Below are 25474 nucleotides of genomic sequence, written 5' to 3'. Positions count from 1 at the left end.
TAATGACCTTCTAAAAACCACTAATTTGAATTCTATTCTGGTAAAAACAGTGGTCCGGCACTTGATTTTGGCAAGTCAAAAATTTCTGGATATTCCACTTCAATTAAATAAAGACCGTTTGGCTTTGCAGTTTCACCGGCCTGTCTTCTATCTTTAACTGCCAACAACTCACCTACCCACTCAATAGGTTTATCGCCGCGACCTACCGCAATAAGACTTCCTGCAATATTACGAACCATATGGTGGACAAATGCATTGGCTTTTATATCTATAACTATAAATTCGTTATGGCGGGTCACTTTAATAAAGTGCATAAAGCGAACTGGTGATTTAGATTGGCATTGTGAAGCCCGAAAAGAACTAAAATCATTTTCGCCTAACAATGCCTGTGCTGCGATATGCATCTTTTTTCATCAAGTGGCATGTGATAATGGCTCAAACCATGATTGAGTATGCTTAAGGACGAAGTTTGCCATTGTAGATAATATAGCGATATCGCCGTGCTGTGGCAGAAAAGCGAGCATGGAAATCGTCAGGAACAACTTTCATCCAACGGACTGCAACAGCGTCAGGCAAATTGGTATTGACCCCGAGAGTCCAGCCCCGCTCACCGCGAACAGAGTCTGTTTCAAAATGCACAACTTGCCCAGTACCATGTACGCCTGTATCGGTGCGACCAGCACAAAATACATTAACTTTGTGATTAGCGACTTTCGATAAAGCGGCTTCTAAAACTTCTTGTACTGTCTCAACATCATTTTGCCTTTGCCAACCACAAAACTTTGCACCGTCATACTCTACGCCTAAGGCAATTCTCATAAGACCTAACTTAATATCTAAAAAGGTGCAAAATTATAAAAAACTGGCAGATTTATTCAATCTTATTTGTTAATAAATTCTTTTAATAGCAGATCAGCCTGTTCAATTGCGTCCGCATGACCAGTTTCTCGAATTTCATTTAATAGCAATTGTGCGTTTTCTTCATCGTCCATTTCAAGGTAAGTTCGCGCCAAATCCAGTTGCGATGCCATTCCACCATCTTCTAAGTCAACGTCAACTGAGCCACGTTCGCCATCTAATTCGTCAAAATCATCTAATCCAACATCGATATCAAAATCGTCTGGCACATTCGTTTCGTCACCATCACCAAGCTCGTCGATTAAATTATCAACACTGACAAAATCTAATTCTTCCGCTGTCAAATCAACATCAGCGGCTAAATCGTCTCCGAGTTCATCCGCAATATCTAACGCAGGTTCAGCAACATTACTAGCTGTATCATCTCCGCTCGGTAATTTTTGTTCAGTTACATCTGGTTCAAGCTCTGCAGTGCCAAAATCATCCGACAATTCCGATAATAAATCGTCAAAATCAGCCTGTTCCAATTCATCGATACTAAAGGATTCTTCAGTGTTTTTAGCCGACCCATTATCATCGCTGTCTGTTGGATCAGCCGCTGAATCTAAATCGATGTCTTCTTCACCAAATTCTTCATTCAGTAAATTCTCAATATCAGAGTCACCAAAACCGGCATTCATCAAATCAGCATCAGACATTAATTCTTCTGAGGATAATTCAGGATCCGACAGTAAACTTTCGATATCTGCGTCGATTAAATTATCTTCATCTGATTCTTCGGATTCGTCTTCTCCGTCAAGGCTTGGTAACGAGTCTGGATCAAAATCATTGTCTTCATCATCCATAGAATCGTCATCTAACGACTCATCAAGATTTAATTCGGGGTAAACGTCAAGTTCAGCACTCGCTTCAACATCTCTAATAGGCTGGTCGCTTTCTTCTTCATTTTCATCTAAATCTATGTCGTCTAATTCTGACTCGTCTGCAAGTTCATCAAATGAATCGTCGTCTTCTTCGTCTTCTGCATCAAGCTCTTCAGTTTCTAAATCGGATTGCTCTAAGTCAAATTCATCAAGTTCTGACTCATCGAACTCTGGCTCTTCTAGCACAGGCTCTTCTAGCTCTGGTTCTTCTAGTTCTGGTTCTTCTAGTTCTGGTTCTTCTAGTTCTGGTTCTTCTAGTTCTGGCTCTTCTAGCTCTGGCTCTTCTAGTTCTGGTTCTTCTAGCTCTGGTTCTTCTAGCTCTGGTTCTTCTAGCTCTGGTTCTTCAAGCTCTGGTTCTTCTAGCTCTGGTTCTTCAAGCGCTGGTTCTTCTAGCGCTGGTTCTTCTAATTCTAGTTCTGGTTCTTCTAGCGTTTCGTCAAGCAATTCTGTATCTAATTGCTCATCGTCTAGATTGAGGGCATCTAACTCATCTATTGCATCAAGTTCACTTTCTTCTAAGTCATCAATTTCAGATTCGATTTCGGCAAGTTCACTTGCTTCTTCAAGATCTAATTCTTCATCAATTGCCTCGTCAACGAGAGCATCTTCCTGCGACGGTGTTTCATCCGGCGCTGGTTCTGCAACCGGTTCATCGAGTAAATCTGCGATCAATTCGTCAGACTCTACTTCGCTAGTTTCCTGTTCAGTCTCATCTTCTTCTATTGTCGGATCAGTCTCATCACCATCAAATAGTGAATCGTCAACATCACCGATTTCAGGTTCAATGTGCGCTTCTAATGGCTCAGCCTGAGTTTCAGCAAGCAGAGCGTCAATATCATCCATTTCATCATCAGAATCAGTCGATGCTTGCCCTTTTTCTTCATCGCCCTCAGCCAAATTGGCGCTATCTATGAGTGCGTCAATATCAAATTCATCATCATCTACAGGGTTTTCTTGCTCTGGGGTAGCCTCTGGTTCAACCGTTGCTGAATCGATACCAGCTTCATCAATGAGTTGATCAACATCAAATTCATCATCCGCTTCAACTTCAGATTCAGGCTCTGTTTCGGATTCATCTGCAGTTTCTTGCTCCGACGCTTGGTCAATTAAATCATCGATGTCAAAATCGTCATCGTCATCTGTAACACCACTAAATTCTTCTTCGGTATCGAGATCATCTAGATCGTCACCAATGCCCAACTCGTCCATAATCTCATCGACATCATCAACGCCAGTATCAAGCATAGTGTCTTCGTCGATTTCTGAACCATCATCTTCAGCCATTAACTGGTCAATATCGTCCGAACTTAATAAGTTATCGACATCTAAATCGTCGCCATCTAAATCGTCATCTTCCGATAACAATTCATCAATATCTGATGCCTGTAACAAGCCATCATCAGCACTCAATAAATCGTCGTTATCAGACTCGTCATCCAATAAAATTTCTTCCGAATCGTCACTTAATAGGTCATCAGCGAGTAGGTCATCATCAAAGTCATCTCCACCTAAATCAAGATCATCGCCGAGGTCTAAATCGTCACCAATGTCTAAGGTGTCAGTTATATCTAGCTCATCTTCTACGTCAAGTTGAATGTCATCATCGTGCAGTAGATCATCGCCTAAATCTAAATTATCTAACCCCTCGTCTAATTCATCAACCGGCTCAGACAGGTCAAGATCCGCCATCGTTGCTGCGGCCGCTGTCGCAGCAATTGGCGCTAAGACGTCAGGGATTCTTGTTCTGATGCTTTAGGTTTGTTGCGATTACGCAGTTTCATTGCGACTAAAACCAACAACAAAATAAGAATAGAACTCGAAATAATGATCATTCCTAAGGTCGTTTTTGCAAAAGCAACAAACTCTTCCCACACCGTTGTTTCTTCAACTAATGCCGTTGTGTTCGTTAGATTTTGCTCTGACGTTATCCTTACCTGTTCTAAAAGCGCTAACTCCGCTTGGCGAATTTCGCGCTCTTTTAGCAACTCTTCCTGCATACGGAGCAGCTGTTCACCTAATGCGGTAATTTTGTCCTGTAATAATTTATTTTCTGATAAAACATTTTCTACCGTCTGTTTAGACGAGTCGAATTGAACTTGTATAGAATTAAGTTTTTCGATGTTTTCTACTTGAGCTGCTTCAAGTTTCTTTTCTATTTCTTGCTTAGCGACTTTGACGTCAATCTGTTTTGCACCTTCGATTGGTGACAGTAAAGTTTCACGTTTATTTTCAGTAAATTTACCGGCCAATTTGTCGGCCCATAATTTATCATCTGCGTCCGCACGCTGCTTAGCGTATTTTCGGTCTATACCTTTAACTTCTGCATGACTTGGGATCTTTAGATATTCGCCGTCTTTAAGGCCATTTAAGTTATCAAATTCAAATGCTTGAGGGTTTTTCTTTAATACCGCCACCATAACCTTAGTAAACCGATACATCATTTTTGACTCGGAATTTATTGCCCAATTTCCACATGGTATCGCGACTTGACACAGGGCCATAAATTTCCCCATCGCACCATAGTCGACCCCCTTAGGGCCTTTTAAGCGTGACTCAGGCTTCGCGACAGAGAGATTGGCGACTAAAAAAGTTAGCGCGATAAAAAGTAAAATTTTAAGACTAGAACGCATCGATAATATCCAAATCAATCAAAACCTACACAAAACAATTACCTTTGTTTTATGTTAGACCAAACGCGACAAAATACACGTTTCCAAATTCGCATTAAATTGACGTCCATCAAAAATTAACGCGATATACAATTTTTGTAGCAAACCTTATACCAACAATACATTAACAAAACGGTAAAACGTTGTTTAAAACCAATGCTTCGGCTTTGTTATGCCAATAGATAAAGGCTATTTAACGACACTAGACGTTAAGAATATATCTATTCTAATGGCCTTTCGTTTAAATAACACCTATTAATCAGCAAGTTATTTTAATTGCCTTAAGTACAGTGCCAACAATTTGAATTCACTCTAATAGTTATATCCATTTTATGCTTTGGACTAAATAACGAGGTTTAAATGAATCTATCTAATATATCGATTAACCAAACAAAAACAATGCATTCAGGCCATCCCGCTGACAAATAGCCAAAAAAAGCCCTTTGAAAATCAAAGGGCTGTTTTAATTCATTTAATTACAATTTATAAGTAATCAGCAATCAGTACTTCTGCAATTTGAATACTATTTGTTGCCGCACCCTTACGGATATTGTCCGCAACAACCCAGAGGTTTATGCCGTTTGGATGTGAGATGTCTTCGCGTACTCGGCCAACAAATGTTTGATCTTGACCACTACCGTGAGTCACCTGAGTTGGGTAAGTTGTGCTGTCGGCCATCAAAGTAACACCTTTGGTGCATCTTCAAGGACGTTTTTGACATCTTCAGCAGAAACTGGTTGACGTAATTCAATATGAATTGCCTCAGCGTGACCATAAAAAACAGGTACTCGAACCGCTGTCGGGTTAACACCAATCGACTCGTCGCCCAAAATTTTATGCGTTTCCCACACCATTTTCATTTCTTCTTTGGTGTAGTCGTTGTCTTGGAAAACATCGATTTGTGGAATTACGTTAAACGCCATTTGCATTGGGAATACGTCGTTTTCTACAGGACGACCATTCATCAACTGGCCAGTTTGGGCAACAAGTTCATCGACCGCTTCTTTACCCGCACCGCTTACCGACTGATAAGTACATACGTTAATACGATCAATTCCGTATGCATCATGAATTGGTTTTAACGCAACTAACATTTGAATCGTTGAACAATTTGGATTCGCAATAATATTACGGTTACGGAAATCTGCAATTGCATGAGGATTTACTTCTGGGATCACCAGTGGAATATCCGGTTCGTAACGGAAATGCGATGTATTGTCGATAACCACAACACCCGCTTCAGCGGCAATTGGAGCGTATTTAGCAGATGCATTACCACCAGCAGAAAACAAACCAATTTGAGCTTTTGACCAGTCAAATTCGTCAACATTGATAACGTCAACATCCTTGCCCTTAAAGCTTACGGTCTTGCCTGCGCTGCGTGCGCTTGCGAGTGGGAATAATTCGCCCACAGGGAAATTTCTTTGTTCAAGGATCTCTATTAGATGCTGACCAACTAAGTGCCAGTCGCACCTAATATCGCGACATTATATTTTTGCTGTGACATGGTGTTCTCTGTACTTCCAGTTATTCGGCTTATTACAACCGTGTTTATTGTCTAAAGCGTATTGTTCAATGCAGGGTCATTAACTCAAAATCGTTCTCCTACAAGATAATGTAATTACATTTCGCTATTCTGCCAAATAAATCAAATACCTTGGTAAAAACCATTTATTCGCCACCCATTGGGTTCACCTAACATTGATAAACACACCTTAGTGTATTTGCACTAAAATTACCGTCTAGACGGCTAAATAGCAAACCCTATTTTCGATAAATCGATAGAATTTGTTGATCTTTTTCAATTTCAACTTGCAGCGATGACCATTCACGCCGCGTTGGATAATTTTTTCTAAGCCAATCAAAGCCATTGGAATTTAGCAACTCTCGAAATAAGCCATCATCTCGGCGTACGTCAAATACTAAATGTACCAATTTTTTTAATTCCTCTGTCGTAGTAACATCCTGAGCTAACTTTGTTGAAGCAACATCAGCAATTGGCAATAACGTAGATAATTTGATTGTCGACGGCACGGCTACCAAAGCGCATACTTTTTGATACAACATTTCAGTACCACGTGCCTTCCCTTCTAGACTGTACCCAGCAATATGTGCCGTCGCCAATTCGGCCTTTTCAATCAGCGCCGGCATTGGGTTAGGTTCACCTTCCCAGACATCCAACACAAGTTTTATTGCAGGCTTAGACGATTCTTCGCGCCAAATAATGTGGTTATAGAGCGCTTGGTTGTCGATAACTTCACCACGGCAAGAATTAATTAAAACGACGTCGTCTTTAAGTAGCGGTAAATTATTTTCGTTTAATAAATGAAACGTGGGATGTGCACCATCACGAGTTAATGGGGTATGAAACGAAATAATGTCGGCACGTGCTAATGCATCATTTAGGTCAATAAAATGCGCTGCGTCCGATTCGTTGTCTTGGCGAACAGGGTCACACAATAATACATCAACATTAAGTGTATTTAATCTCTGCAATAGTCGTTTGCCAATATTTCCGACTCCGACAATAGCAATGGTTTTATTAATAAAGTCTAGATTATAGCGGTCGTGGAGCACTAACAACGCACTGATCACAAATTCAGCAACTGAGGTCGCATTGCAACCTGGAGCAGAACTAAATTCAATACCACGCTGCTTTAATAATGGTTTATCAATATGGTCTTCACCTATCGTGGCGGTGCCAACAAATTTAAGTTTGTTGGCCTTACTCAATAGTTCGTCATTTACTTTGGTAATTGACCTAACGAGTAAAACATCAACATCTTTTAGTTGTTCTGCTTTGAGCTCGCGCCCTGCAAATCGTTCAATGGTGCCCAAGGATGAAAAAACGCTTCGGCGTAGGGAATGTTTTCGTCTATCAAAAATTTCATTTATGCAATTACCAGTTCGCTAATACTAAAAACCCGAAACAGTTTACCTTGTTTCGGGTTTTTAATTCAGTGCTTTGCGCTATTTTATATAGTCAAAAATTTTAACTTAATTACTATACTTTTTTGAATACTAACGTCGCGTTTGTACCACCAAAACCGAAGCTATTTGACATTGCTGTCGTAATATTTGCTTCTGTGAATTCAGTAATAATGTTCAAGCCTTCTGCTTTTTCGTCTAAGTTGCTGATATTAATAGATGGTGCAACAAAGCTGTTTTCCATCATCAATATACTGTAGATAGCTTCGTGAACACCAGCCGCGCCTAACGCATGACCCGTCATCGCTTTTGTCGCACTGATAAGTGGGGATTTTCCACCAAATACGTTTTGGATTGCGCCAAGTTCTTTAACATCACCAACCGGTGTACTTGTTCCGTGTGTGTTTAAGTAGTCAATTGGTTGGTCAACCGTTGATAATGCCATTTGCATACAACGTTCTGCACCTTCACCTGACGGAGCAACCATGTCAAAACCGTCAGAAGTTGCGCCATAACCTACGATTTCAGCGTAAATTTTTGCACCACGTGCAATAGCGTGTTCATACTCTTCAACAACGACCATACCGCCGCCGCCTGAGATGACAAATCCGTCACGGTCTGCATCGTATGTTCTAGATGCATGCTCAGGTGTATCGTTGTATTTAGTAGACAATGCACCCATGCCGTCAAATAAACCCGCTAACGTCCAATCGACTTCTTCGCCGCCACCAGCAAAAACAATATCTTGCTTGCCAAGTTGAATTTGCTCTAAAGCGTGTCCAATACAGTGCGCCGATGTTGCACAAGCAGAACTAATTGAATAGTTAATCCCTTTGATTTTAAAAGGCGTCGCTAATGTTGCAGAACAGGTCGAGCTCATTGTACGAGGAACTTGGTAAGGACCAACACGCTTAACACCGCGTTCTCTTAAAGTATCACACGCTAAAATTTGATTTTTGAAGATGCGCCACCAGAACCTGCCACTAAGCCAGTACGAGGGTTAGATACATGCTCATCTGATAATCCCGCATCCGTGATAGCTTCTTGCATAGCGATATAAGCGTATGCTGAGCCTTCACCCATAAAACGAATTGTTTTACGGTCAATATGTTCAGAAATATCAATATCGATATTTCCCCATACTTGGGAGCGAAGTTTATATTCTTTAAATTGCTCTGATGCACTTATGCCAGATTTTCCAATCTTTAAGCTTTCCAATACTTCTTGTTTGTTATTACCAATACTAGAAACAATGCCCAAGCCAGTGATGACTGCTCTTTTCATATTTAATCCAATTTATAACTTTAATAATTTTGCGGTATATTACGTTGTTTTTAATGTTAACTGGTCTTATTTCAGCGAACAAGTGTTAGCTGAAACTTTTTTTGTATTTTTACCTAAATCAACTGTAAAAACTTTTATACAAAATTGTCCAAGTGACAATGATATAACGGCTTTATGACAATTTGAACACGACTTTGTGACACCTAAATATTTTTTCAATGCCCATGTATTATTTTTAAATAACCTATTCCATTTCGTTAAAACACGTTTTTTGGGCTGTATTTATGTCTAGTATGTCACTTCATCTAGTTACTCCAGTTTCATACGATATTCATTTTTTTGCGTAAATTGACCACGTCTAATATCAAAGGTCAGTTTTTCTAAATATAAATTAGAATTAGGAAAATAAAGTCGGGCCAAACAGTCCCCACGTTTATTTGAAAGGTTGTTTAAATGACAATTTAAAAACTAAATAATTCGTTAACAAAAAGCGCTCAAAATCGGTTTCGTAAATCATCATCCATAAACGACCAATAAATCGTGAATATTTTGATTAAAAATCTTTATACTGGCTGGCATTTAGTAATTTCAATTTATTAATTATTTTGTAGCAGGAATTGTCAGAAATAGCTCATGCTTAAACCAGAACACCGACACAGCGTCATTTCCAATCTAGAACATGTGGCCATTATTGGCGGCGGTATTGCTACGGTTTGTCTCACATATGAGTTATTGCAGCAAAACCCAAAACTCTTAATAGACATTTATTGTGCTGATAACGCAATTGCTCAGGGTGCATCGGGCAATCGTCAAGGTGCGGTTTATCCATTATTGCAAGGTAAAAACAGCCCGCTTGCAGCGTTAAATTGCGCTGCTTATCAATATGCTTTGGATTTTTATTTGCAAATGGAACAACACACCAATACTAAACATTTTTACCAAACTGGGGTGTTGCAACAGGCATTCACTGAAGATTTGCAATCGAGATACCAACAAATAACCGAATTTTTCCCAAAGGTGTGTACGTTCGTAGACGACATTGAGTCATCTCGATTAGCTGGCTTAGAGTTGCCTTATTCGTCCTTATGGTTTGCTAAAGGGGGTGGCTAGAACCATTTTCTTTTGCCAGAATGCATTGTCTTATTTGACTTCTAAACACAAAGTTAATGTCCATTTAAATCATCGAATTACAACATTAAGCAACGAAACTGCAACCAGGACGTCAAACGGCAAAGGAGATAAGTTAACCACAATAGTTGACCCCCATAGTGCTCGATGGGGCTTAGGGTGTGATGACCACTCAATCGCACAAAAATACGATGCGGTTGCGATTTGCGCAGGTCACTTGTCGTCAAAGTTTGAACAAACCAAGCACATTTCAATCGACCCTATACGAGGTCAAGTCAGTCAACTAACGACAACTACGCCACTTAATAAACTAAAAACAACCTTATGTCACAAAGGCTACGTCACACCGTCACAGGGCGAGTATCAATGTTTTGGTGCGACTTACCGTCACAACGATGCCAATACTGAAGTAAGGGAAACCGAAACTGACCATAATGTGTTGCAAGTTAAACAGGTATACGAGCAGCAACATTGGGCACACTCGCTGTCTAAAAATGATGTTATCGCCGACCGTGCATGTATTAGAGCAACGTCCATTGATCATTTACCCATTGCTGGTGAAGTTTTTCCAAATAATTGGGTACTAAAAAATATTGATAAAAACAATGGAAAATTAATGCGCAAAGATAAGTTAGCGCCCAACAACCTCGTTGATCCGGACGGTTATCATACTAACCCAACCAAAGGCCTCTATACCATTACCGGTTTAGGTGCCCGGGGATTAACGACTGGACCACTGATGGCGAAGTATGTCGCGAGCATCATGACCGCAGAAAATAATCAATCGAGTTCAACTTTGACTAGCATTTCAGCGAGTTTACCCACCGAATTAATTTCGGCTATTTCCCTATGCGATTTCAAATAAGACAGCTAAAACGAGATAAAGACAGAATAGAGCAGATGTGGCAATAACACTTGTTCTAGTCGTAAACCATTAAACGAGCATTTGCCCTACCATTCCAAACATAAAACCAAGTACAGCTCCCATTGAAGGTAACCAATGTTTTTCCAGTTTAACTTGCGGGGCAATATCTTGAAAAATTGAATACAAAATTCCGCCCGATGCAAATAACATTATCGCTGATATCGTCGTAATTGAATCGGCTAAATAGAGATAACCAATGCTCCCTGCAACCGGCCCCAATAAAGCCATGGTGGCAAAAAGCAGTATAATTTTGAATGGTTTATATGACGATGACTCTTTGAGCTCTCGAAACGCATTAAATCCCTCTGGTAAATTTTGTAATGCGATTAATCCCGCCAATAAATAAGCACTACTACTCCCGGTTACAAATGCCGCGCCTAATGCGATTGATTCTGGAATAAAATCGGCAAGCATGGCGGCTAGCTGACTGGCTGGTGTTGCTATTTTTGTTAATAAAATATCCAGTGCCATAAAGCTTAGGCCGCCGGCCAGAAAAATGCGGCTGCGGTCAAAGGTTTTAATTCAACTATCCCCTCTGGAACCAAAACCAAACTCACCGCTGACAATAATGCGCCAGCTCCAAATGCCATAACCAAATGTCTGATCTCATCTTCTAACCATTGTGGTTTTACATTTTCTATATTCGCAATAAAAGCACCAAAAGGCATTGCAAGTCCGGCAACTAACGTTACCCAAATGACGGTAAATAGAGAATCCATGAATGTCCTAATTGATTTGATGTAATGAGCATAATTAAACGTGCGTTTAACATTACAACTGGGGTTCTAGCAAACGCCATTGCTGTTTCACGCCTAAAAGATGAACCACTCCGATCAATAAACAAATTGCGGAGCTCCATAACCAAAACTGTGGGGTTCGGCCAATTGGGTAAAAGATCAAAAAGAGTCCAACAATTCCTCGACATAAATATAAAGCAGTAATCGTTACGAGAGCTAAACGCATAAAGGGTAATTTACCAATGATGCCCGCAGCAGAGAAAGCATACAGAGACCATATCGCCAATACCATTGTGATACCTGATGTTATAATTGTGGGTTGCAAACTGCCCTGTTCGGCCAATTGTGCCATTTGTTCCCCGGCACCAAAAATTCGATACCAAGGTGCTCCAAAATAGATACACCCTAAATGCAACAACGCGGCAACTGCGCTCAAAATGCCAGAAAAAACTAACAATACATTCACAGTTTTCACCACTCCTAATCAACAACTAATATTGTAGTGACTATATAACGTAAGACTGCAATATTAAATAATTGCAGCGTGATATTCAGTGCAAAATAGGAAATTTTTCAGCTTAATGAGGATGTAAGAATAGTGAAGTTAGTTAGGTAAACGTATTCAAATTAAACAGATTGTGATACTAACCACTGCAATGCATCATCTTCATTATCAAAAATATTAATTATTTGGCCAGATTTAGATGATTTGGTAATAATATTTTTGTTTTTACTTGCCCATCATTAACAACGACAGCGACGAGTGCGTCTTTAAATTCTTCTCGTGACGCTATATAAGCGCCAAAAACTTCTTGTTCCGCAACTGAGATTTGGTAGTCGACTAACCTAGCGTCAATGTAAATTCTAAATCGAGTCGAATCATAGTGATCAACACACAAAGAGTGAACGACATTGATCCTTTCATCCAACGTAACAGCGCCACTATAGATAACTTTTAGAACACCTAAATGGCGAACACTTTCAATTTTAAAGGGCATAGCATTAACAACTCTGATAATAAAACAAATGGAAACAAAGCCGATTACCTTCATCGCATTTGCAACAAAACGACCGTAACACTTAACCAATTGTCCCTTCAGTTAAGACAACTTCTTGTTAACAAAGCTTAGCAGGTATTTTATGTAACGTAATTTGAATCGAATGAAATATGTTTATATTATGAAAATGAAACAGTTATGAATAACAATTAGAATTTGATTTGGCACAGAGGTCATTTAAAAATACAAATGGACTGATGTTGCCAATATTTGCCAATAAACGTTACGTAAATAAGTTTAACGTTAAAAAACAAATTGAGGGGTAACTCCATCTTGAAGATTAAACAACGAACTCCCCTTACTTTAATTGCAAGTTAGTAAAGTTGTCTTTGATAAAAAGTAACTCCGTTTTCGGTCGTATGACTTTGTTCAAATCCGAGTTTAAGTAATAACTTAGCGGATGGAACATTGGCGGCCTCAACCCCTCCGATTAACGATTTAACTAAGTGATTATCGCGGCAATCAGTGATAAATCCCGATAAAAACTCACTGGCATAGCCTTGTTGCCAAAACAACTCACCCAGCAAATAACCTAAATGTACGTTTTGGTTGTCCCACTCTGACAAAAATACAAAACCAATAATTGTCTTTGTATCTCGTAAACATACGGTAAAAAGATGACTTTGTGACACCATTTCGTCTAACCAATTTTTTGCTGCTGTTGTGGTTTTAATATTTTGAAAATTCGGCGGTAACGACTTCACTACGTTTGGGGTCAACAATGTCAAAATAGATGAGGTTAATTCTGATTCTGACCAAGCAAAATCAGAAAGTTCGGTGACATTAAACATTGTTAATCTCGTGGTTGAGACAACTAAATTTTTAAGTGATGAATTGTTTGGCAATTATCTAATCCCTGTATCCAAATAAAAAACATAATTCGCAACGAATAATATCCCCTTTAATAATTTAAGATGGCTTTGTATTACGCTCTAGCATTAACAAGAATTGGTTAAATCGTTTAAGCCTTGTTTCTGGTTTTTTAGCGGTCTGTAAACCCGTCGATATTGTGAATTTTTGAGATCTTGTTAACGTTTCAAAGCATTGTTTTGCTTTACTATTACCATCAAGTGCGGCTAAAAAATCATCGGGGATGACCATTTCGCTTTGTGGCGCGTAAGCCGCCTGCCACCTTCCATTTGCTTTTGCTAAACGGACATGGATTAATCCTGACTCTTGCATACGACCGTCACGAATTAACTTCTCTACATGTTCCGTGTTCCGCTTTGACCAATTACTGCCCTGTCGTCTTGGCGTGAACCTTTGAAGATAAGCGTCATCGTCTAACGACTTTTTAACGCCATCAATCCAGCCCCAACATAATCCTTCAATTACCGCTTCACCCCAAGTAATTGTTGGTATTTTGGAGGATTTTTTAAAAATTTTTAACCACAACTCAGTCTTTGTATCGTGGTTCTGTTCCAGCCAAGTTGCAAATAACTCAGGTGTCTGAAAGGTTTTAACATTATCTAAATTAACTATAGGCATTTTAAGTTTAAACTTTTCCCATTAATAATTACTTTTCTAACCTATTAAAAATATACGTAACAACACCCGCTAGTCAATTTTACAAATATATGCTCTAAAACTAAGTTACTGATATAACAGCGACCTCAATATAAAAACCATATCCCATCGTTAGTCCATCACAATATATTCAACACGAACACCAAAAGAAACACCGCTAAACATTTAATTTACTTCTTATAGGTTAATTAATTTGTCTTTTGAGTCGAACATTCAGTTTCAGCTTTTGGAGAAGTTTTATTGGGCGCCCTCCAACATGTCTCAAAAACGACTAATTGAGTTAAAACTTTATAAAATATGGGGCCACCAGCAAAATAACGCCAACAATCAGTAAGCTTGATAAGCTCGTCATAAAATAGGGATAAATGATAAGTGATAAACCACAGCACAAAGGAACTAACGACTTTTGCTTCTTTCCATATGAAAAATAGCCAAGGCCTAAGCCACTAAAAACAACACCCCAAAGCATCATTGTCGAACTATCCATAAAGCGCATCCTTTAAAACGAAACCGTTTTTGAATTATTGATATGTTTTGCCTTTATGCTTGAGCCAACCATGCACATGGCGATTATTTGGATCTAAATGTGTCCAATGCACAACGCCACCTTTACTGTTCCACTCATATTCACCATAGAACTTTACTGTATCCCCTTTAGATATTGATTTTATCCTAGGAGCAAGATCTATATTGTGCGCTATTAATATTGTCAGGCCAGTGTCTAATTTTAAGATAAACTTTTGGTGACGCGAGCCTTTATTGTCGTCGGGTAAAATATGAATAACCTTGCCACTGCCTTTAACCTGAATATTACTTTTTTGTTTGTCAAAAGCGTTTTTTAAGGTACTCGCCCCAGAAAGATTAGCCCACAGAATTAAAACTAACGAGCCAACAATAACGAGTAATACGTTTTTAATCTCATCCATTTACTTTTTCTTATTTCCTTTAAATTTTAATTAAAACTGACCATTCTCAACGGAGTAACCTACCCATAAACTCGACTGTCTTAAACTCAATTTGAATGTAGTTTACCCTCTCAGTCGACATTAAACGACGCTCTCTAATTGTTTTTCAATTTAGGCAGTTATGGCCATGTTGAGTGTTAACTTCCTGTACAAAAGCTTTTTATCAACAATACATATGTTCTGCTTAGGCAGAGCACCGTTGTGGCAAACTATCACGTGTCCGTCGCTAATTAATAGCCCAACGCTCAAATTTTATTTTAGTTTTACGCTCGAAATCGATTTTGTTATTGAAGAATTTTGATACCAGTTATTAAAAACAAGTTCGACTGACTCGACTTCTAATGTCCCAAAATCATAATCCTTGTACTTGTGTAATAAATTGATCATAGCCGCACTATTATTAAAGGGGAGATACAACGTACAACCGTCGTATGGGCTGTAGAAATTTTGTATCTAGAATCAATAGTCGTTTCAATAAAAGCTTTTTGAACCTTTGTCTCAATGAATCTCTGAGTTTGGTTAACGGTTCAAAATCAGGGTAGCCTTGAACTAAAATACACGATGGTGAAACGGTAATGCCTTTAAAATGCACCTTAAATGGACCGGTGTCTTTTACTGCTGCTTTAAACACATTTGAATAAGCATCGGCGTCAATATCCGAATAGTTAAATCCATCTATGCAGCTAATAATCGACAAAATCGTTAAATGGAGATCGCTTGCGGGGTAATAATATTGCTCAGGTTCAATAGTTCTTAATTCATCGAGAAAACTCAATATATTATTTCCAACGACCTTGTCGAAATAAGATAATACCGTTATGCCACGTCGCATATCGGAGTTATTGTTAATTAGAGGATCTAACTCACATTCATTATGACTAAATTTGTCTATGGAGTCCGCCCACATTTGAGCATATACATGCTTAAGTTCTGACATGATCAATGTTCACTTTTCTGAGTTCCACCATTGAACACCCTACTGCAACCCTTTTATAAACCAATACCCGTTAGCGATTGAACCTTAATCGTTTATTTCGACCGCTGAATGACTTATTTTTGCATTGTAAATTGAGTATGCCAAAGCCAGTAGCGCACAAATAATCGCTGGGATAAATAATGCGTTAAACCTGAACATTACAAAAAAATAAGCCCCTAATGCGCCCCTAAAATAAACCCGACAATGATGATCAGAAACAATAGTGCTTTACGTTTATCAAATTCGTCGCCTCTTAGTTTTGCACCCAACATGATCCCTAAGTCGGTAAATAGGCCAGTGACATGAGTCGTTCTGATGACTGCGCCACTATAAGTAGTTACCAATGCGTTCTGAAGTCCACATGCGGCAGAGGCTAAATAGTGTCCTTGTAACGTGTCATTTGTTAAAAAATAAATCGAGCAAAGCAACAAAATTGCTTCAAAATAAAGCAATCGACTGTAATTACGTCCCAATTTTACAACGCCACTACTTAGGAAATATCCAGAAACCGCCGCGCCCACTAAAAAACTAATAAGTACCACAAGCAAATGAAAAACATCAGAATACGTTGAGTTAATAATCCCGGTGCCTAAAAGGGTCGCAGTGCCCGACAAATGAGATATTGATTGGTGTTTAAACCCCAACAGTCCTATGGAATTAACAAGTCCTGCAACTAATGCAAGAACAAAAGAGCCATATTCCACCCAACGAGGTAATTTAGATATCACGATAATCCTTTAGATAAAAAGCAAGCTAGTAACTTCGTAAATTGCAGTTTCTTATAATGGTGTAACCTAAATAGTACCGGTAGATAACCCTATACCCACAAAAATGTACCCAATTAGTATTTGTACGCCCAAAGCTAACAATGAAATAGTTAAACCTTTCCAAAAGCCAGTGCCAAGCACCAAAGAAAAAAGTATACCGTTTATGATTAACGCAGCTAATCCAGCAAAGCCCTGATTTTCAATTGCTGTGCGGGTGAAATGCTCAACCGAAACAGCCCCAACAGCACTAATTAAACAAGCTTTAAACGACGTTTTGTTCGCCTTTAATATCTTGGCCGAAATCATTATCGGCAATACAGTGAAGCCAATAACAATCGCCAAAAACAATATAAAGCTCATTACTTACACCAATTTCAATCCCAGACATTTAAATAACTAACTGTTAACCAAGTCTATTCTGAAGGCTGTTCCAAAGTCAAATGAGTGCGTTACTATGACCGGAGTTACCACAAAAACTTATTTTTAACGTCTTCAGTTGGGATCAGAAAAAATCGTACTACAAAACACATAGACCGCTGGTATGAATATCAACGTACCCCATACTAATCTTTGCTTCTTGCTTAGGTTTAAAATAGGCTCATACATAACTAAATCACTAATTAACCATAGTGCGGGGCAATTGACAAAAATAAGGCTTCTGTACCCATCAATTCAACAGTTCCACTTTTTTTATACATTGGGACTCCGGCCCAAAAAGCACCAACTAGGCAGTATATTAGTAAAATTGAGGGCAATAAGTAGTGTTTCAACACTCTTGAGATCACGCTTTCTTTTCTATATTCCATTTTTCAAAATTCCATTTCGTTACCAAATCCATACAACAATTGATAAAAACTAACAGTTGATATTTAACTTTCTATTACGGTACCAGGCTAATCCGCCTACCACTAAGAAACCCGTTCCCATTACAAATAAAAAGTAGTCAGGGCGTCCTTTCAATATTGTTTGATAAACGCCAAAACCTATAAAAGCTGCGGCAAAAAACATATACATCAGGATCCCGGTAGGCGGTAATTTACTGTCATTGCCTATGCCATAAATTTGTTTACTTTTATCCATGATGACATTTATATCGTTCAGTTCTTCAACACAAAAATCGCTACAGGCAAGCCCTCTTCCAGTATCAACAGCACATTCTGAACATACTGCTTTATTGCACGACTTACATATTCCAACGGAATCAACTTGGTGGGTAAAACATTTCATAAAACCATCCTTGTATTCTTTTACCTGCGCTAATTTCGCAGGCACATTGTGTCTAATTTGGCGCCGCTGTTATTTCAATATCGGCTACGAAAACCTAATAACGTAATAAACAGCTCATTAACTTAACTCACCACGAACTAGTTTATTTTCTATTCCCAAGTATTTTTCTATTTCTTGCTCAACAAATAACGCCTGTTCACTTGTTGACAATCCGCTAAGTAATCTCGTCACTTTGCCACTATTTGTAATGGTATGGACTTCATAACTAACAGAGTACGAGTTGTGATTCCGGTTTCTAGAGGTTTTTTCTTTTACGTACAACTGCTTAATGTCATGGGAGTCTATGGTTTTATTGCCAATCCAAGGTAATGGTTTGTGGCTAATTTGAATTTGCTGCTTCGTAACATGAATGTTGGTGACATTACACCAGCCAGTAATGGCGTAATAGGTTACAGCAATACCTGCGATAATATGTATCCAAGGCAACTCACTGTAAGCTTCAACACTCAAATAGTTGTTAAAAATAATACCATTCCAAACAACAGCAAATACAGTTAGAAAAATCACTTGCCAACCAAACCATTTCCTAGTGATTGTCATCGCGTTATATTGACGCTTAATATCCATTTTGTCAGGTAAACCTAACTCCACAAAATCCTTCACCACTTACTCCGTTAAGATGTTAAACGCTATTTAAATCCGTTCGACCAAACACTCTTACAACCCGAACACCTGCAAATGAACTGTCGCAACAATTAATTGGTTACTGCCAAGTTTTATCTAATTAAATACATTACTTTACTCAAGCGAATAATCCAACTGTACTTTATATCTAAATTTAATTTGGATGACTTTTGACTTTTGAGCTATGAATTAAGCTCTATAATCCTAGTAATTGATAGCGGAGCTATGTCACGGGATAGCTCCGTTTATTTAGGAGAGTTGGGAGGTTATGGCTTGATAAGCTCGATAACAACTCTGCGGTTTTCACCACGGCCAAGTTCATTTTGGTTTGACGCAATGTGGCGTTTCTCACCAAAACCTTCGGTTTCAATTTTGTCTTGGACAACACCTAAATCGACAAAAAATTGTTTTAACATCATGGCTCGTTTTTCTGACATTTTTAAATTGGTATACCTGCCGCCCCACGACGAGCTGTAAGCTTTGACAGAAATAAATTCAATGTCTTTGTCGTGTTTTAAGTATTCTTCGATTTGTGCCAATTTATTGCGCGAGGCTTTATCGAGCTTTGAACTGTTTTTTCAAAATGCAATTGCGCATATGAAATATCATCAAAACTGTACGGCAAAAGATTGTCTATGCAGTCCAAAAATTGATAATAGTTATCTTTAAAATTAGTTGCCGACAATGCCACTGACACTCTGTCGCGTTTATTGTGCCAATCGGCATAATAAAGCGTTGGAAAATACCCTTTTTCTAATTCAGTTAACATGACCCATGCAGATTTTTCATCTAAGTCGCCATTAAATTGACGATGCCATTGAAGTTCTGCAATAGGTGTTGCGCCCTTACCTTAGCATCCACCGTGGTGGCACAGACATCACCTGCGCTAACGAATAATCAGCCGGTAATCGTTTAAGGTCAAGCTCAAAACCCATATTTGAGATTTTATTGGCTTCACTAACAAACAAGGCTTCCCCGTAATTTGGAATGTTATGTGTGAGTTGGCATTGCAACCGACTTTTTTGTGAAACTTGCCATTTGGAGTTTTCTAAGGTGCCACTATAGCTGCGCATGCCCGCTGAGGACACAAAGCTACTAAGTAAAAATGGCACAACAAGGAGCAGTTGCTTAAGTATCTTGTTCATTTAAAAAACCTTTATCAACATGTCACATTGTAATTAATGTGTTATCGCATTTTGCGTCGTCTAATCATTTGTATTATTCAAAAACGCGTATGAAAATGTTCTAGCGAGCTAATTTGCACTGGCTGAATTTGTCATACACTTCACCACGATAAGACATTACCTCTGTGGACATGCTAAAAACGTTCCAGTTTTACGTTCCACGCCACTTTGCCAATAGTTACTTATTTATATCGGCCGAACACTCACTTTTAGCCACTATTTTTATTCTTCAATTTGAATAAAAAGATTATTTAATATTGAGTGTTAATGCCAGCGCTAAAATGGGATAATTTCAATCTCTCGCTGAATCTAAACTGCAATAAAAAGAGACCAAAATCTTGAGTAATGACGAATTATCACCAAACCAACCAAGCGCCACTTCGCCAGCTGAGCCACAAATAACAAATACATTGGCGTCCCGTTTCCGTGGGTTTTATCCTGTTGTTATTGATGTTGAAACCGCCGGTTTTAATAAAACAACTGACGCATTATTAGAAATTGCAGCTGTTACCTTAAAAATGGATGACGACGGAAACCTAGTTAAAGATGAAACAATTCATTTTCACGTTGAACCTTTTGAAGGCGCAAACATCGAAAAAGCCGCTATAGAGTTTAATGGTATCGACCCATTTAATCCGCTTCGTGGCGCAGTCGATGAAGCAACTATGATCAAAGAACTTTGCAAAATGGTCAGAAAAGGCCAGAAAGCGGCAGGATGTAACCGCTCTGTAGTTGTTGCACATAACGCGGCATTTGACCACGGATTTTTAATGTCTGCAGTAGAGCGGGTAAATTATAAACGGGTACCCTTTCACCCATTTGTAACGTTCGATACCACCTCATTTGCAGCGCTTACTCTTGGCCATACCGTTTTGGCCGAAGCATGTAAACGAGCCGGGTTAGGCTTTGACAACGCGTCTGCCCACTCAGCTTTATATGATACTGAAAAAACCGCAGACTTATTTTGTATGATGGTAAATCGTTATAAAGCACTTGGCGGCTGGCCAATGGTGCAAGAAGCCGAATAAATAGCTCTACCGTGAACCAGTTTACTAAACTGGTTCACACTCGGCTAAAAACGTCGCCAAATTTCGACTCAATACGGTATGTGGTTCTTTACCAACATATTCTAAACACACTTCACCCGTTAAGTTGTTAACAACTAAATTTAGATCTTCTTCGTCGGTTACCGCAAAAAACAAAGTTGGCAATTGTTTTAGGCGCTGTTTCATCATTAAGTGACCGATCAAGTTTTGTTGCAAACGAGCATAATCCTCTTCAGACCAAGCTTGCAATAACTCCAAATCACCATCTTTATGTTTAGCAAGGATATTTGAACTAAAGTAAGTGGAAAAAAACGCTTGAAATTGTTGATCTATTTTAATGTTTAAGGCCGATTCGACATTGCTAAAGTCCCCTCAAATCCGGCTTCGGTTTGCAATACCGGTGCCCATTGCCACTGTCCGTCAACTTCGGTTTCGCAAGGAGACGGCCATTGTTCGTCTCGTTCAAAGTCGTTATATCCTCGTGCAGCTGTCAACACCTGCGCCTTTGTTACTAACGACGTCAAATTTTGAATTAAATCTTGGTCCATAAAATTTTCACTTCTAGTTAAACCTAAGTACAATAGCCATATCAAATATACCAGCGGTATATAAACTCTTGGCCCAATCGACATGAACGACATGGAAAACATGAACGACAAGTATAACGAATCTGATATTTTAAACGAGCTAACTTTAGGTAAAACAACCAAATACCACGACCAGTACGATGCAAAGTTACTGCAACCGGTGCCAAGGAGCTTAAATCGTGATCAACTCACCATTCCGGCTGCCATGCCATTTTACGGCCACGACTTATGGACCGGTTATGAGCTAAGTTGGTTAAACCCAAATGGCAAACCTATTGTTGCCATCGCAGAGTTTTTGGTGCCAGCCATAAGTCCTAATTTAATTGAGAGTAAATCCTTTAAGTTATACTTAAATAGCTTTAATCAAACTCAGTTTTCGGACTGGGAAATGGTTAAAGAAACCATGGCCAAAGACTTAAGTTTGTGTGCGGGAGCGCCCGTTAATGTTGAATTGTTTGATGTCACTGATCCTAATAAGTTCCAAATTCAACAACTGCTTAAGGCACCAATATCGACGGACTTGATATAACAGTTACTGATTACCAATACAATGACCAGTTATTATCACTAGCGGACTCTGCTGCCAAAGACGACGTCGAAGACAGTAGCGACAGCAGTCCAAAAGTTGTGACTGAAACCATCAACAGCAACTTATTAAAGTCTAACTGTTTGATCACCAATCAACCAGATTGGGCAAGCATCATCATTAGTTATACTGGTTCTAAAATTTGCCATGAATCCTTATTGCGCTATCTGATCTCGTTTCGGATGCACAATGAGTTTCACGAACAATGTGTTGAACGGATTTACTGTGACATTATTGACGCATGTAATCCAAGCCAACTATCGGTTTATGCCCGTTATACCAGAAGAGGCGGATTAGATATTAATCCCTTTAGAAGCAGCTCAAGTCAACCTATTGAACACAATATAAGAACCCACAGGCAATAATTACGTCAGATAGGTGGAATACATTTCACCTATCGGCAAATTGCCTTACAATCGCCCTATTACGAATTAACACGTTAGAAATGGAATATTATGCAATTTCCCAAAGATGAAACTGGTCAAATTTTACAAGAGATGTTTGACGCCGGATTTGATTTCAGTGAAGAATATGTTGTCGATTTTTTTGCGCTTTTTCATAAAGAAGAAGACGCTGATGCTGTAGCAAAAATATTCTTAAGACGAATTGACGAACAAGAAGCCATTGTTAAGGTTGAAAACAGAAAATACGACCACGGCGGTAAAGAGAGTGACGCAATAGAATTGCAAATTTCTAAAGAACTCCCAGTCACATATGAAGCAATCAGCGAGTTTGAACAAGACTACAAACGTATCGCAGAAAAACACAACGGTTATTCAGATGGTTGGGGTGTTTATATGGGTGAAGATGATGAGTCAGAAGAAGACTTAGAAGAAGATTCTTATACCTAAACGCTCACATTACTAACGACAGTTCATTTGGATGCCAAATAACGCTTCAAAAAAGCCGCTAAGATGAAATCTCCCATAACCTTGGACATATTTCATCATAGCGGCTTTTTTAATGTCTAGTCGATAACTAACATCATCGAGTTCACTTTAATGTTAGAAGAGTAAATTTACCCCAAAAAACTTCAACGCCACGGTATTTGCAAAGATAACAAATAAGATCAGTGGAATGACGGTCGATAACGCAACATCTGAATACTTAAACAAAAAGCTATGTTTACCAGCTGCAGCCCCTTCTTTAAGTGCGTTGTTAAAGTTGTGTTTTTTCCATCTCATAGAAACAAACAAACAAATTAACAAGCCGTTAAGTGGCAAAATAGTATCGTAAAATACATCGTAAATGACATCAAATAAGGATTTATCAGCCCCGGCATACCAAACAAACTTGGTAAAAAATTCTGACATTCCAAACGACATAGATGCAAATACACTTAGTACAACAACCATTAGTCCTAAAATCACCAACGACTTCTTACGGCTAATACATTGTTGTTCCATTAATGCCGCATTTGGTACTTCTATTATCGATACAAGTGACGTAATCGCCGCAAAAAATACCAATAAGAAAAACACCGATGCGATAGCGCTTGCGCCAAAATAACCTATGTCGGTTTGCAGCGACAAAAATATTTTAGGAATTAATACGAAGATAAGTGAGATGGATGACTCAGAAAGCGACGACGGGTCGATTTGAGGGTCAAAACTAAATATCGCTGGCATTATCATTAAACCAGCAACAAAAGCGACACCTGTGTCTGTTAGAGCGACTAGCTTAGAAGAATCAGCAATGTCTTGATTGCGATTCATATATGACCCATAGGTAATTAATATACCCATACCGAGAGATAATGAGAAAAATGCCTGAGACAAGGCACCACTTACTACACTTGCTGTTATTTTCGAAAAGTCAGGCAAGATATAAAACTTCACTCCGGCCATCGCATTATCTAGAGTCAAAACATAGATGACTAACATGACCAACAGCATAAATAGTGTCGGCATAAGAATTTTGGCAGCACGTTCTATGCCCTGCTTAACCCCGCTCATCAGAATGAATCCCGTCAAAGCAACTACACCAACCATGTAACCAAACAATGACTTACCGGTAATAAATTCACCAAAGGTGTTTGGATTAGCGAGTAAATCGAGATCTCCGGTAATCGCACCTGCCAAATAACCAAATATCCAAACTGTTATTACGAGATAGAATACCCCAATCATAAACGGCGTTATGACACCGATTAAGCCAGCAACCTTCCATTTCTTATCGCCTTCAGATATTTCAGTATAGGCACCTAACGGGTCTTTATTTGTGCTTCGACCCAAGGCCATTTCGGCCATCATGACTGGCAAACAGATAACGATGACAAAAATTGCATAAATAAACAAAAACGCACCACCACCATTTTTAGCAGCAGCCACAGGAAAACCAACTAAATTTCCGATACCAACAGCCGAGCCGGCCGCGGCAAGTATAAAACCGAGTTTTGACGAAAAATGCTCTCTATCCGCACTCATACAGACTACCTTTTATTATCATTATAATTATTATTTTAGGTTGACCTTAAGTTAACTAAGATCACCATTGCGAAGCATGCTATCAACTAATTTAGCAACTGTCTTCCCATCCGACTTGATTTTTATGTCATTTGTAGCAAGATCCGTACTTCTCAAATAATTGGAATTTTTATATGTATTACATGATCTGCTCGCAGGATGTAGAAAACAGTTTGGAAAAACGTCTATCCGTTCGCGAACTTCACTTAAAACGCTTAAACGACTTAAAACAACAAAATAGACTTTTTGTTGCTGGCCCGTTCCCGGCGATTGATAACGAAAATCCAGGTGAAGCCGGATTTACAGGTTCATTAGTTGTTGCAGAATTTGATTCTTTAGCCGATGCTAAGGCGTGGGCTGATGAAGATCCATATATCAAAGCAGGTGTTTACGACCACTCCATCGTTAAACCTTATAAAATAGTATTACCATAACTGATTTGAGGTTTTAATTTATGCTTACGAAATCAATTGTCATGCTCCAAGTTTGTGTTGGATTATTATTGACCATATCGACGGACACTCGCGCTAATGATACTGCGATTGTAGAAATCAAAAATTGTCAGAGTAAGCATAAACAGGACGAAAAAAATATCTTCGTTGTTTAGATGCTGCCGACAATCAATTTGAGCGAGAAATGACTTATGGGAAAACAGCATTATTTTTAAACTTGAGGAAGCGAGTGAATCAAGTGGCCGCAAAGACGCCATTGCTGGTTTTAAAAAATCGATAAAATATTTTCAAAATTTCAAAAAGATCAATTGCCAGTGGCAATACTTAGCCTTTTGCCCGACGTAATGATGGCATCCGCTCGGTTAAAAGAATGCGAAGTTGGCATGTCTAAAGATAGAATTAGTAAGTTGATGATAATGAGCGAGCTGGAATACTACTAGGCCTGATATTATTCTGCGTATGGGCTATTCTTGTGCCCGGTTCTCTTCAAACAAGACA

24 protein-coding genes and 6 pseudogenes are annotated in these 25474 nt (G+C 38.9%); 6 read left to right on the top strand and 24 right to left on the bottom strand.

Annotated elements, in window-relative coordinates; all coding sequences use genetic code 11:
• Window positions 1-32: 32 nt before the first annotated feature.
• From truA to fabB, 6 genes and pseudogenes are all read right to left on the bottom strand, one after another.
• Window positions 33-819, bottom strand: a pseudogene (gene truA / locus PN838_RS25370) (tRNA pseudouridine(38-40) synthase TruA).
• A gap of 62 nt (window positions 820-881) precedes the next feature.
• Window positions 882-3470, bottom strand: a complete 2589-nt coding sequence (locus PN838_RS25365; protein WP_272182426.1) for a FimV/HubP family polar landmark protein — start codon at window positions 3468-3470, stop codon at window positions 882-884.
• A 32-nt stretch (window positions 3471-3502) separates the two neighbouring features.
• Complete coding sequence (locus tag PN838_RS25360) at window positions 3503-4411, bottom strand: FimV/HubP family polar landmark protein (RefSeq protein ID WP_272182425.1); 909 nt, start codon at window positions 4409-4411, stop codon at window positions 3503-3505.
• Between the two features lie 522 nt (window positions 4412-4933).
• Window positions 4934-5957 (bottom strand): annotated as a pseudogene (locus PN838_RS25355) (aspartate-semialdehyde dehydrogenase).
• A gap of 257 nt (window positions 5958-6214) precedes the next feature.
• On the bottom strand, window positions 6215-7288 hold the full coding sequence (locus tag PN838_RS25350) for a 4-phosphoerythronate dehydrogenase (RefSeq protein WP_272182424.1): 1074 nt from the start codon (window positions 7286-7288) through the stop codon (window positions 6215-6217).
• Between the two features lie 166 nt (window positions 7289-7454).
• A pseudogene (fabB, locus tag PN838_RS25345) lies at window positions 7455-8662 on the bottom strand (beta-ketoacyl-ACP synthase I).
• A gap of 633 nt (window positions 8663-9295) precedes the next feature.
• Here fabB and PN838_RS25340 point away from each other — a divergent pair.
• A complete protein-coding gene (locus tag PN838_RS25340; RefSeq protein WP_272182423.1) occupies window positions 9296-9772 on the top strand; it encodes an FAD-dependent oxidoreductase in 477 nt (158 codons plus the stop codon).
• Window positions 9773-9797: 25 nt separating this feature from the next.
• Window positions 9798-10655, top strand: a complete 858-nt coding sequence (locus tag PN838_RS25335) for an FAD-dependent oxidoreductase (RefSeq protein WP_272182422.1) — start codon at window positions 9798-9800, stop codon at window positions 10653-10655.
• A 69-nt stretch (window positions 10656-10724) separates the two neighbouring features.
• Here the strand turns inward: PN838_RS25335 and PN838_RS25330 are convergent.
• The 15 genes and pseudogenes from PN838_RS25330 to PN838_RS25260 form a co-directional block, all read right to left on the bottom strand.
• Window positions 10725-11434, bottom strand: a pseudogene (locus PN838_RS25330) (ZIP family metal transporter).
• A gap of 52 nt (window positions 11435-11486) precedes the next feature.
• The gene (locus tag PN838_RS25325; RefSeq protein ID WP_272182421.1) at window positions 11487-11918 is read right to left on the bottom strand and encodes a hypothetical protein; all 432 of its coding nucleotides are present in this window, start codon (window positions 11916-11918) and stop codon (window positions 11487-11489) included.
• A gap of 220 nt (window positions 11919-12138) precedes the next feature.
• Entirely contained in the window at window positions 12139-12540 is a 402-nt protein-coding gene (locus PN838_RS25320; RefSeq protein WP_272182420.1) for a hypothetical protein, read from the bottom strand.
• Between the two features lie 284 nt (window positions 12541-12824).
• Window positions 12825-13301 (bottom strand): GNAT family N-acetyltransferase, encoded by a 477-nt coding sequence (locus PN838_RS25315; RefSeq protein ID WP_272182419.1) that lies wholly within the window; start codon window positions 13299-13301, stop codon window positions 12825-12827.
• 118 nt (window positions 13302-13419) lie between these two features.
• Window positions 13420-13998, bottom strand: a complete 579-nt coding sequence (locus tag PN838_RS25310) for a YdeI/OmpD-associated family protein (protein WP_272182418.1) — start codon at window positions 13996-13998, stop codon at window positions 13420-13422.
• A 319-nt stretch (window positions 13999-14317) separates the two neighbouring features.
• Complete coding sequence (locus PN838_RS25305; RefSeq protein ID WP_215964803.1) at window positions 14318-14524, bottom strand: hypothetical protein; 207 nt, start codon at window positions 14522-14524, stop codon at window positions 14318-14320.
• A 34-nt stretch (window positions 14525-14558) separates the two neighbouring features.
• Window positions 14559-14963 carry a DUF3465 domain-containing protein gene (locus tag PN838_RS25300; RefSeq protein WP_215964802.1) on the bottom strand — a complete coding sequence of 135 codons (405 nt, stop codon included), beginning with the start codon at window positions 14961-14963 and terminating at the stop codon, window positions 14559-14561.
• Window positions 14964-15402: 439 nt separating this feature from the next.
• Window positions 15403-15939 (bottom strand): 2'-5' RNA ligase family protein, encoded by a 537-nt coding sequence (locus PN838_RS25295; RefSeq protein WP_272182417.1) that lies wholly within the window; start codon window positions 15937-15939, stop codon window positions 15403-15405.
• An 84-nt stretch (window positions 15940-16023) separates the two neighbouring features.
• Window positions 16024-16706, bottom strand: a pseudogene (locus PN838_RS25290) (YoaK family protein).
• A 66-nt stretch (window positions 16707-16772) separates the two neighbouring features.
• A complete protein-coding gene (locus tag PN838_RS25285; RefSeq protein ID WP_272182416.1) occupies window positions 16773-17105 on the bottom strand; it encodes a hypothetical protein in 333 nt (110 codons plus the stop codon).
• A gap of 495 nt (window positions 17106-17600) precedes the next feature.
• Window positions 17601-17972 (bottom strand): hypothetical protein, encoded by a 372-nt coding sequence (locus PN838_RS25280; RefSeq protein ID WP_215964798.1) that lies wholly within the window; start codon window positions 17970-17972, stop codon window positions 17601-17603.
• Between the two features lie 117 nt (window positions 17973-18089).
• Window positions 18090-18635: a hypothetical protein gene (locus tag PN838_RS25275; RefSeq protein ID WP_215964797.1), complete on the bottom strand. Its 546-nt coding sequence runs from the start codon at window positions 18633-18635 to the stop codon at window positions 18090-18092.
• A 287-nt stretch (window positions 18636-18922) separates the two neighbouring features.
• Window positions 18923-19195, bottom strand: coding sequence for an OmpA family protein (locus PN838_RS25270; protein WP_272182415.1), 273 nt, complete (start codon window positions 19193-19195; stop codon window positions 18923-18925).
• The gene (locus PN838_RS25265; protein WP_272182709.1) at window positions 19171-19488 is read right to left on the bottom strand and encodes a hypothetical protein; all 318 of its coding nucleotides are present in this window, start codon (window positions 19486-19488) and stop codon (window positions 19171-19173) included. Before PN838_RS25265 ends, PN838_RS25270 begins: the two co-directional genes overlap by 25 nt.
• Window positions 19489-19501: 13 nt before the next feature.
• On the bottom strand, window positions 19502-19801 hold the full coding sequence (locus tag PN838_RS25260) for a hypothetical protein (protein ID WP_272182414.1): 300 nt from the start codon (window positions 19799-19801) through the stop codon (window positions 19502-19504).
• A 437-nt stretch (window positions 19802-20238) separates the two neighbouring features.
• Here PN838_RS25260 and rnt point away from each other — a divergent pair, with 437 nt between their 5' ends.
• Entirely contained in the window at window positions 20239-20868 is a 630-nt protein-coding gene (gene rnt / locus PN838_RS25255) for a ribonuclease T (protein WP_215964936.1), read from the top strand.
• A gap of 24 nt (window positions 20869-20892) precedes the next feature.
• Here rnt and PN838_RS25250 read toward each other — a convergent pair whose 3' ends face one another.
• The gene (locus PN838_RS25250; RefSeq protein ID WP_272182708.1) at window positions 20893-21219 is read right to left on the bottom strand and encodes a SecY-interacting protein Syd; all 327 of its coding nucleotides are present in this window, start codon (window positions 21217-21219) and stop codon (window positions 20893-20895) included.
• A gap of 8 nt (window positions 21220-21227) precedes the next feature.
• Window positions 21228-21434: a hypothetical protein gene (locus PN838_RS25245; RefSeq protein WP_272182413.1), complete on the bottom strand. Its 207-nt coding sequence runs from the start codon at window positions 21432-21434 to the stop codon at window positions 21228-21230.
• Window positions 21435-21525: 91 nt separating this feature from the next.
• On the opposite strand from PN838_RS25245, the pseudogene queF reads away from it, so the two are divergent.
• A pseudogene (queF, locus tag PN838_RS25240) lies at window positions 21526-22424 on the top strand (NADPH-dependent 7-cyano-7-deazaguanine reductase QueF).
• A 90-nt stretch (window positions 22425-22514) separates the two neighbouring features.
• Window positions 22515-22910 carry a ribonuclease E inhibitor RraB gene (locus tag PN838_RS25235; RefSeq protein WP_215964794.1) on the top strand — a complete coding sequence of 132 codons (396 nt, stop codon included), beginning with the start codon at window positions 22515-22517 and terminating at the stop codon, window positions 22908-22910.
• Window positions 22911-23063: 153 nt separating this feature from the next.
• On the opposite strand, the gene PN838_RS25230 is transcribed toward PN838_RS25235, so the two are convergent.
• The gene (locus PN838_RS25230) at window positions 23064-24485 is read right to left on the bottom strand and encodes a sodium-dependent transporter (RefSeq protein ID WP_215964793.1); all 1422 of its coding nucleotides are present in this window, start codon (window positions 24483-24485) and stop codon (window positions 23064-23066) included.
• Between the two features lie 173 nt (window positions 24486-24658).
• On the opposite strand from PN838_RS25230, the gene PN838_RS25225 reads away from it, so the two are divergent.
• Window positions 24659-24958: a YciI family protein gene (locus tag PN838_RS25225; RefSeq protein ID WP_215964792.1), complete on the top strand. Its 300-nt coding sequence runs from the start codon at window positions 24659-24661 to the stop codon at window positions 24956-24958.
• Window positions 24959-25474: the final 516 nt, after the last annotated feature.

It is taken from the genome of Psychrosphaera algicola, from assembly GCF_028401425.1.
Taxonomy (GTDB): Bacteria; Pseudomonadota; Gammaproteobacteria; order Enterobacterales; family Alteromonadaceae; genus Psychrosphaera; species Psychrosphaera algicola.
This window is presented reverse-complemented; position numbering and strand designations above follow the sequence as displayed.

Coding starts and splice junctions, on each gene's coding strand:
- PN838_RS25365 (WP_272182426.1), bottom strand. CDS start 3,470: ATGGCGGATCTTGACCTGTCTGAGCCGGTTGATGAATTAGACGAGGGG.
- PN838_RS25360 (WP_272182425.1), bottom strand. CDS start 4,411: ATGCGTTCTAGTCTTAAAATTTTACTTTTTATCGCGCTAACTTTTTTA.
- PN838_RS25340 (WP_272182423.1), top strand. CDS start 9,296: ATGCTTAAACCAGAACACCGACACAGCGTCATTTCCAATCTAGAACAT.
- PN838_RS25315 (WP_272182419.1), bottom strand. CDS start 13,301: ATGTTTAATGTCACCGAACTTTCTGATTTTGCTTGGTCAGAATCAGAA.
- PN838_RS25310 (WP_272182418.1), bottom strand. CDS start 13,998: ATGCCTATAGTTAATTTAGATAATGTTAAAACCTTTCAGACACCTGAG.
- PN838_RS25305 (WP_215964803.1), bottom strand. CDS start 14,524: ATGGATAGTTCGACAATGATGCTTTGGGGTGTTGTTTTTAGTGGCTTA.
- PN838_RS25300 (WP_215964802.1), bottom strand. CDS start 14,963: ATGGATGAGATTAAAAACGTATTACTCGTTATTGTTGGCTCGTTAGTT.
- PN838_RS25295 (WP_272182417.1), bottom strand. CDS start 15,939: ATGTCAGAACTTAAGCATGTATATGCTCAAATGTGGGCGGACTCCATA.
- PN838_RS25285 (WP_272182416.1), bottom strand. CDS start 17,105: ATGAGCTTTATATTGTTTTTGGCGATTGTTATTGGCTTCACTGTATTG.
- PN838_RS25280 (WP_215964798.1), bottom strand. CDS start 17,972: ATGAAATGTTTTACCCACCAAGTTGATTCCGTTGGAATATGTAAGTCG.
- PN838_RS25260 (WP_272182414.1), bottom strand. CDS start 19,801: ATGAACAAGATACTTAAGCAACTGCTCCTTGTTGTGCCATTTTTACTT.
- PN838_RS25245 (WP_272182413.1), bottom strand. CDS start 21,434: ATGGACCAAGATTTAATTCAAAATTTGACGTCGTTAGTAACAAAGGCG.
- PN838_RS25235 (WP_215964794.1), top strand. CDS start 22,515: ATGCAATTTCCCAAAGATGAAACTGGTCAAATTTTACAAGAGATGTTT.
- PN838_RS25230 (WP_215964793.1), bottom strand. CDS start 24,485: ATGAGTGCGGATAGAGAGCATTTTTCGTCAAAACTCGGTTTTATACTT.
- PN838_RS25225 (WP_215964792.1), top strand. CDS start 24,659: ATGTATTACATGATCTGCTCGCAGGATGTAGAAAACAGTTTGGAAAAA.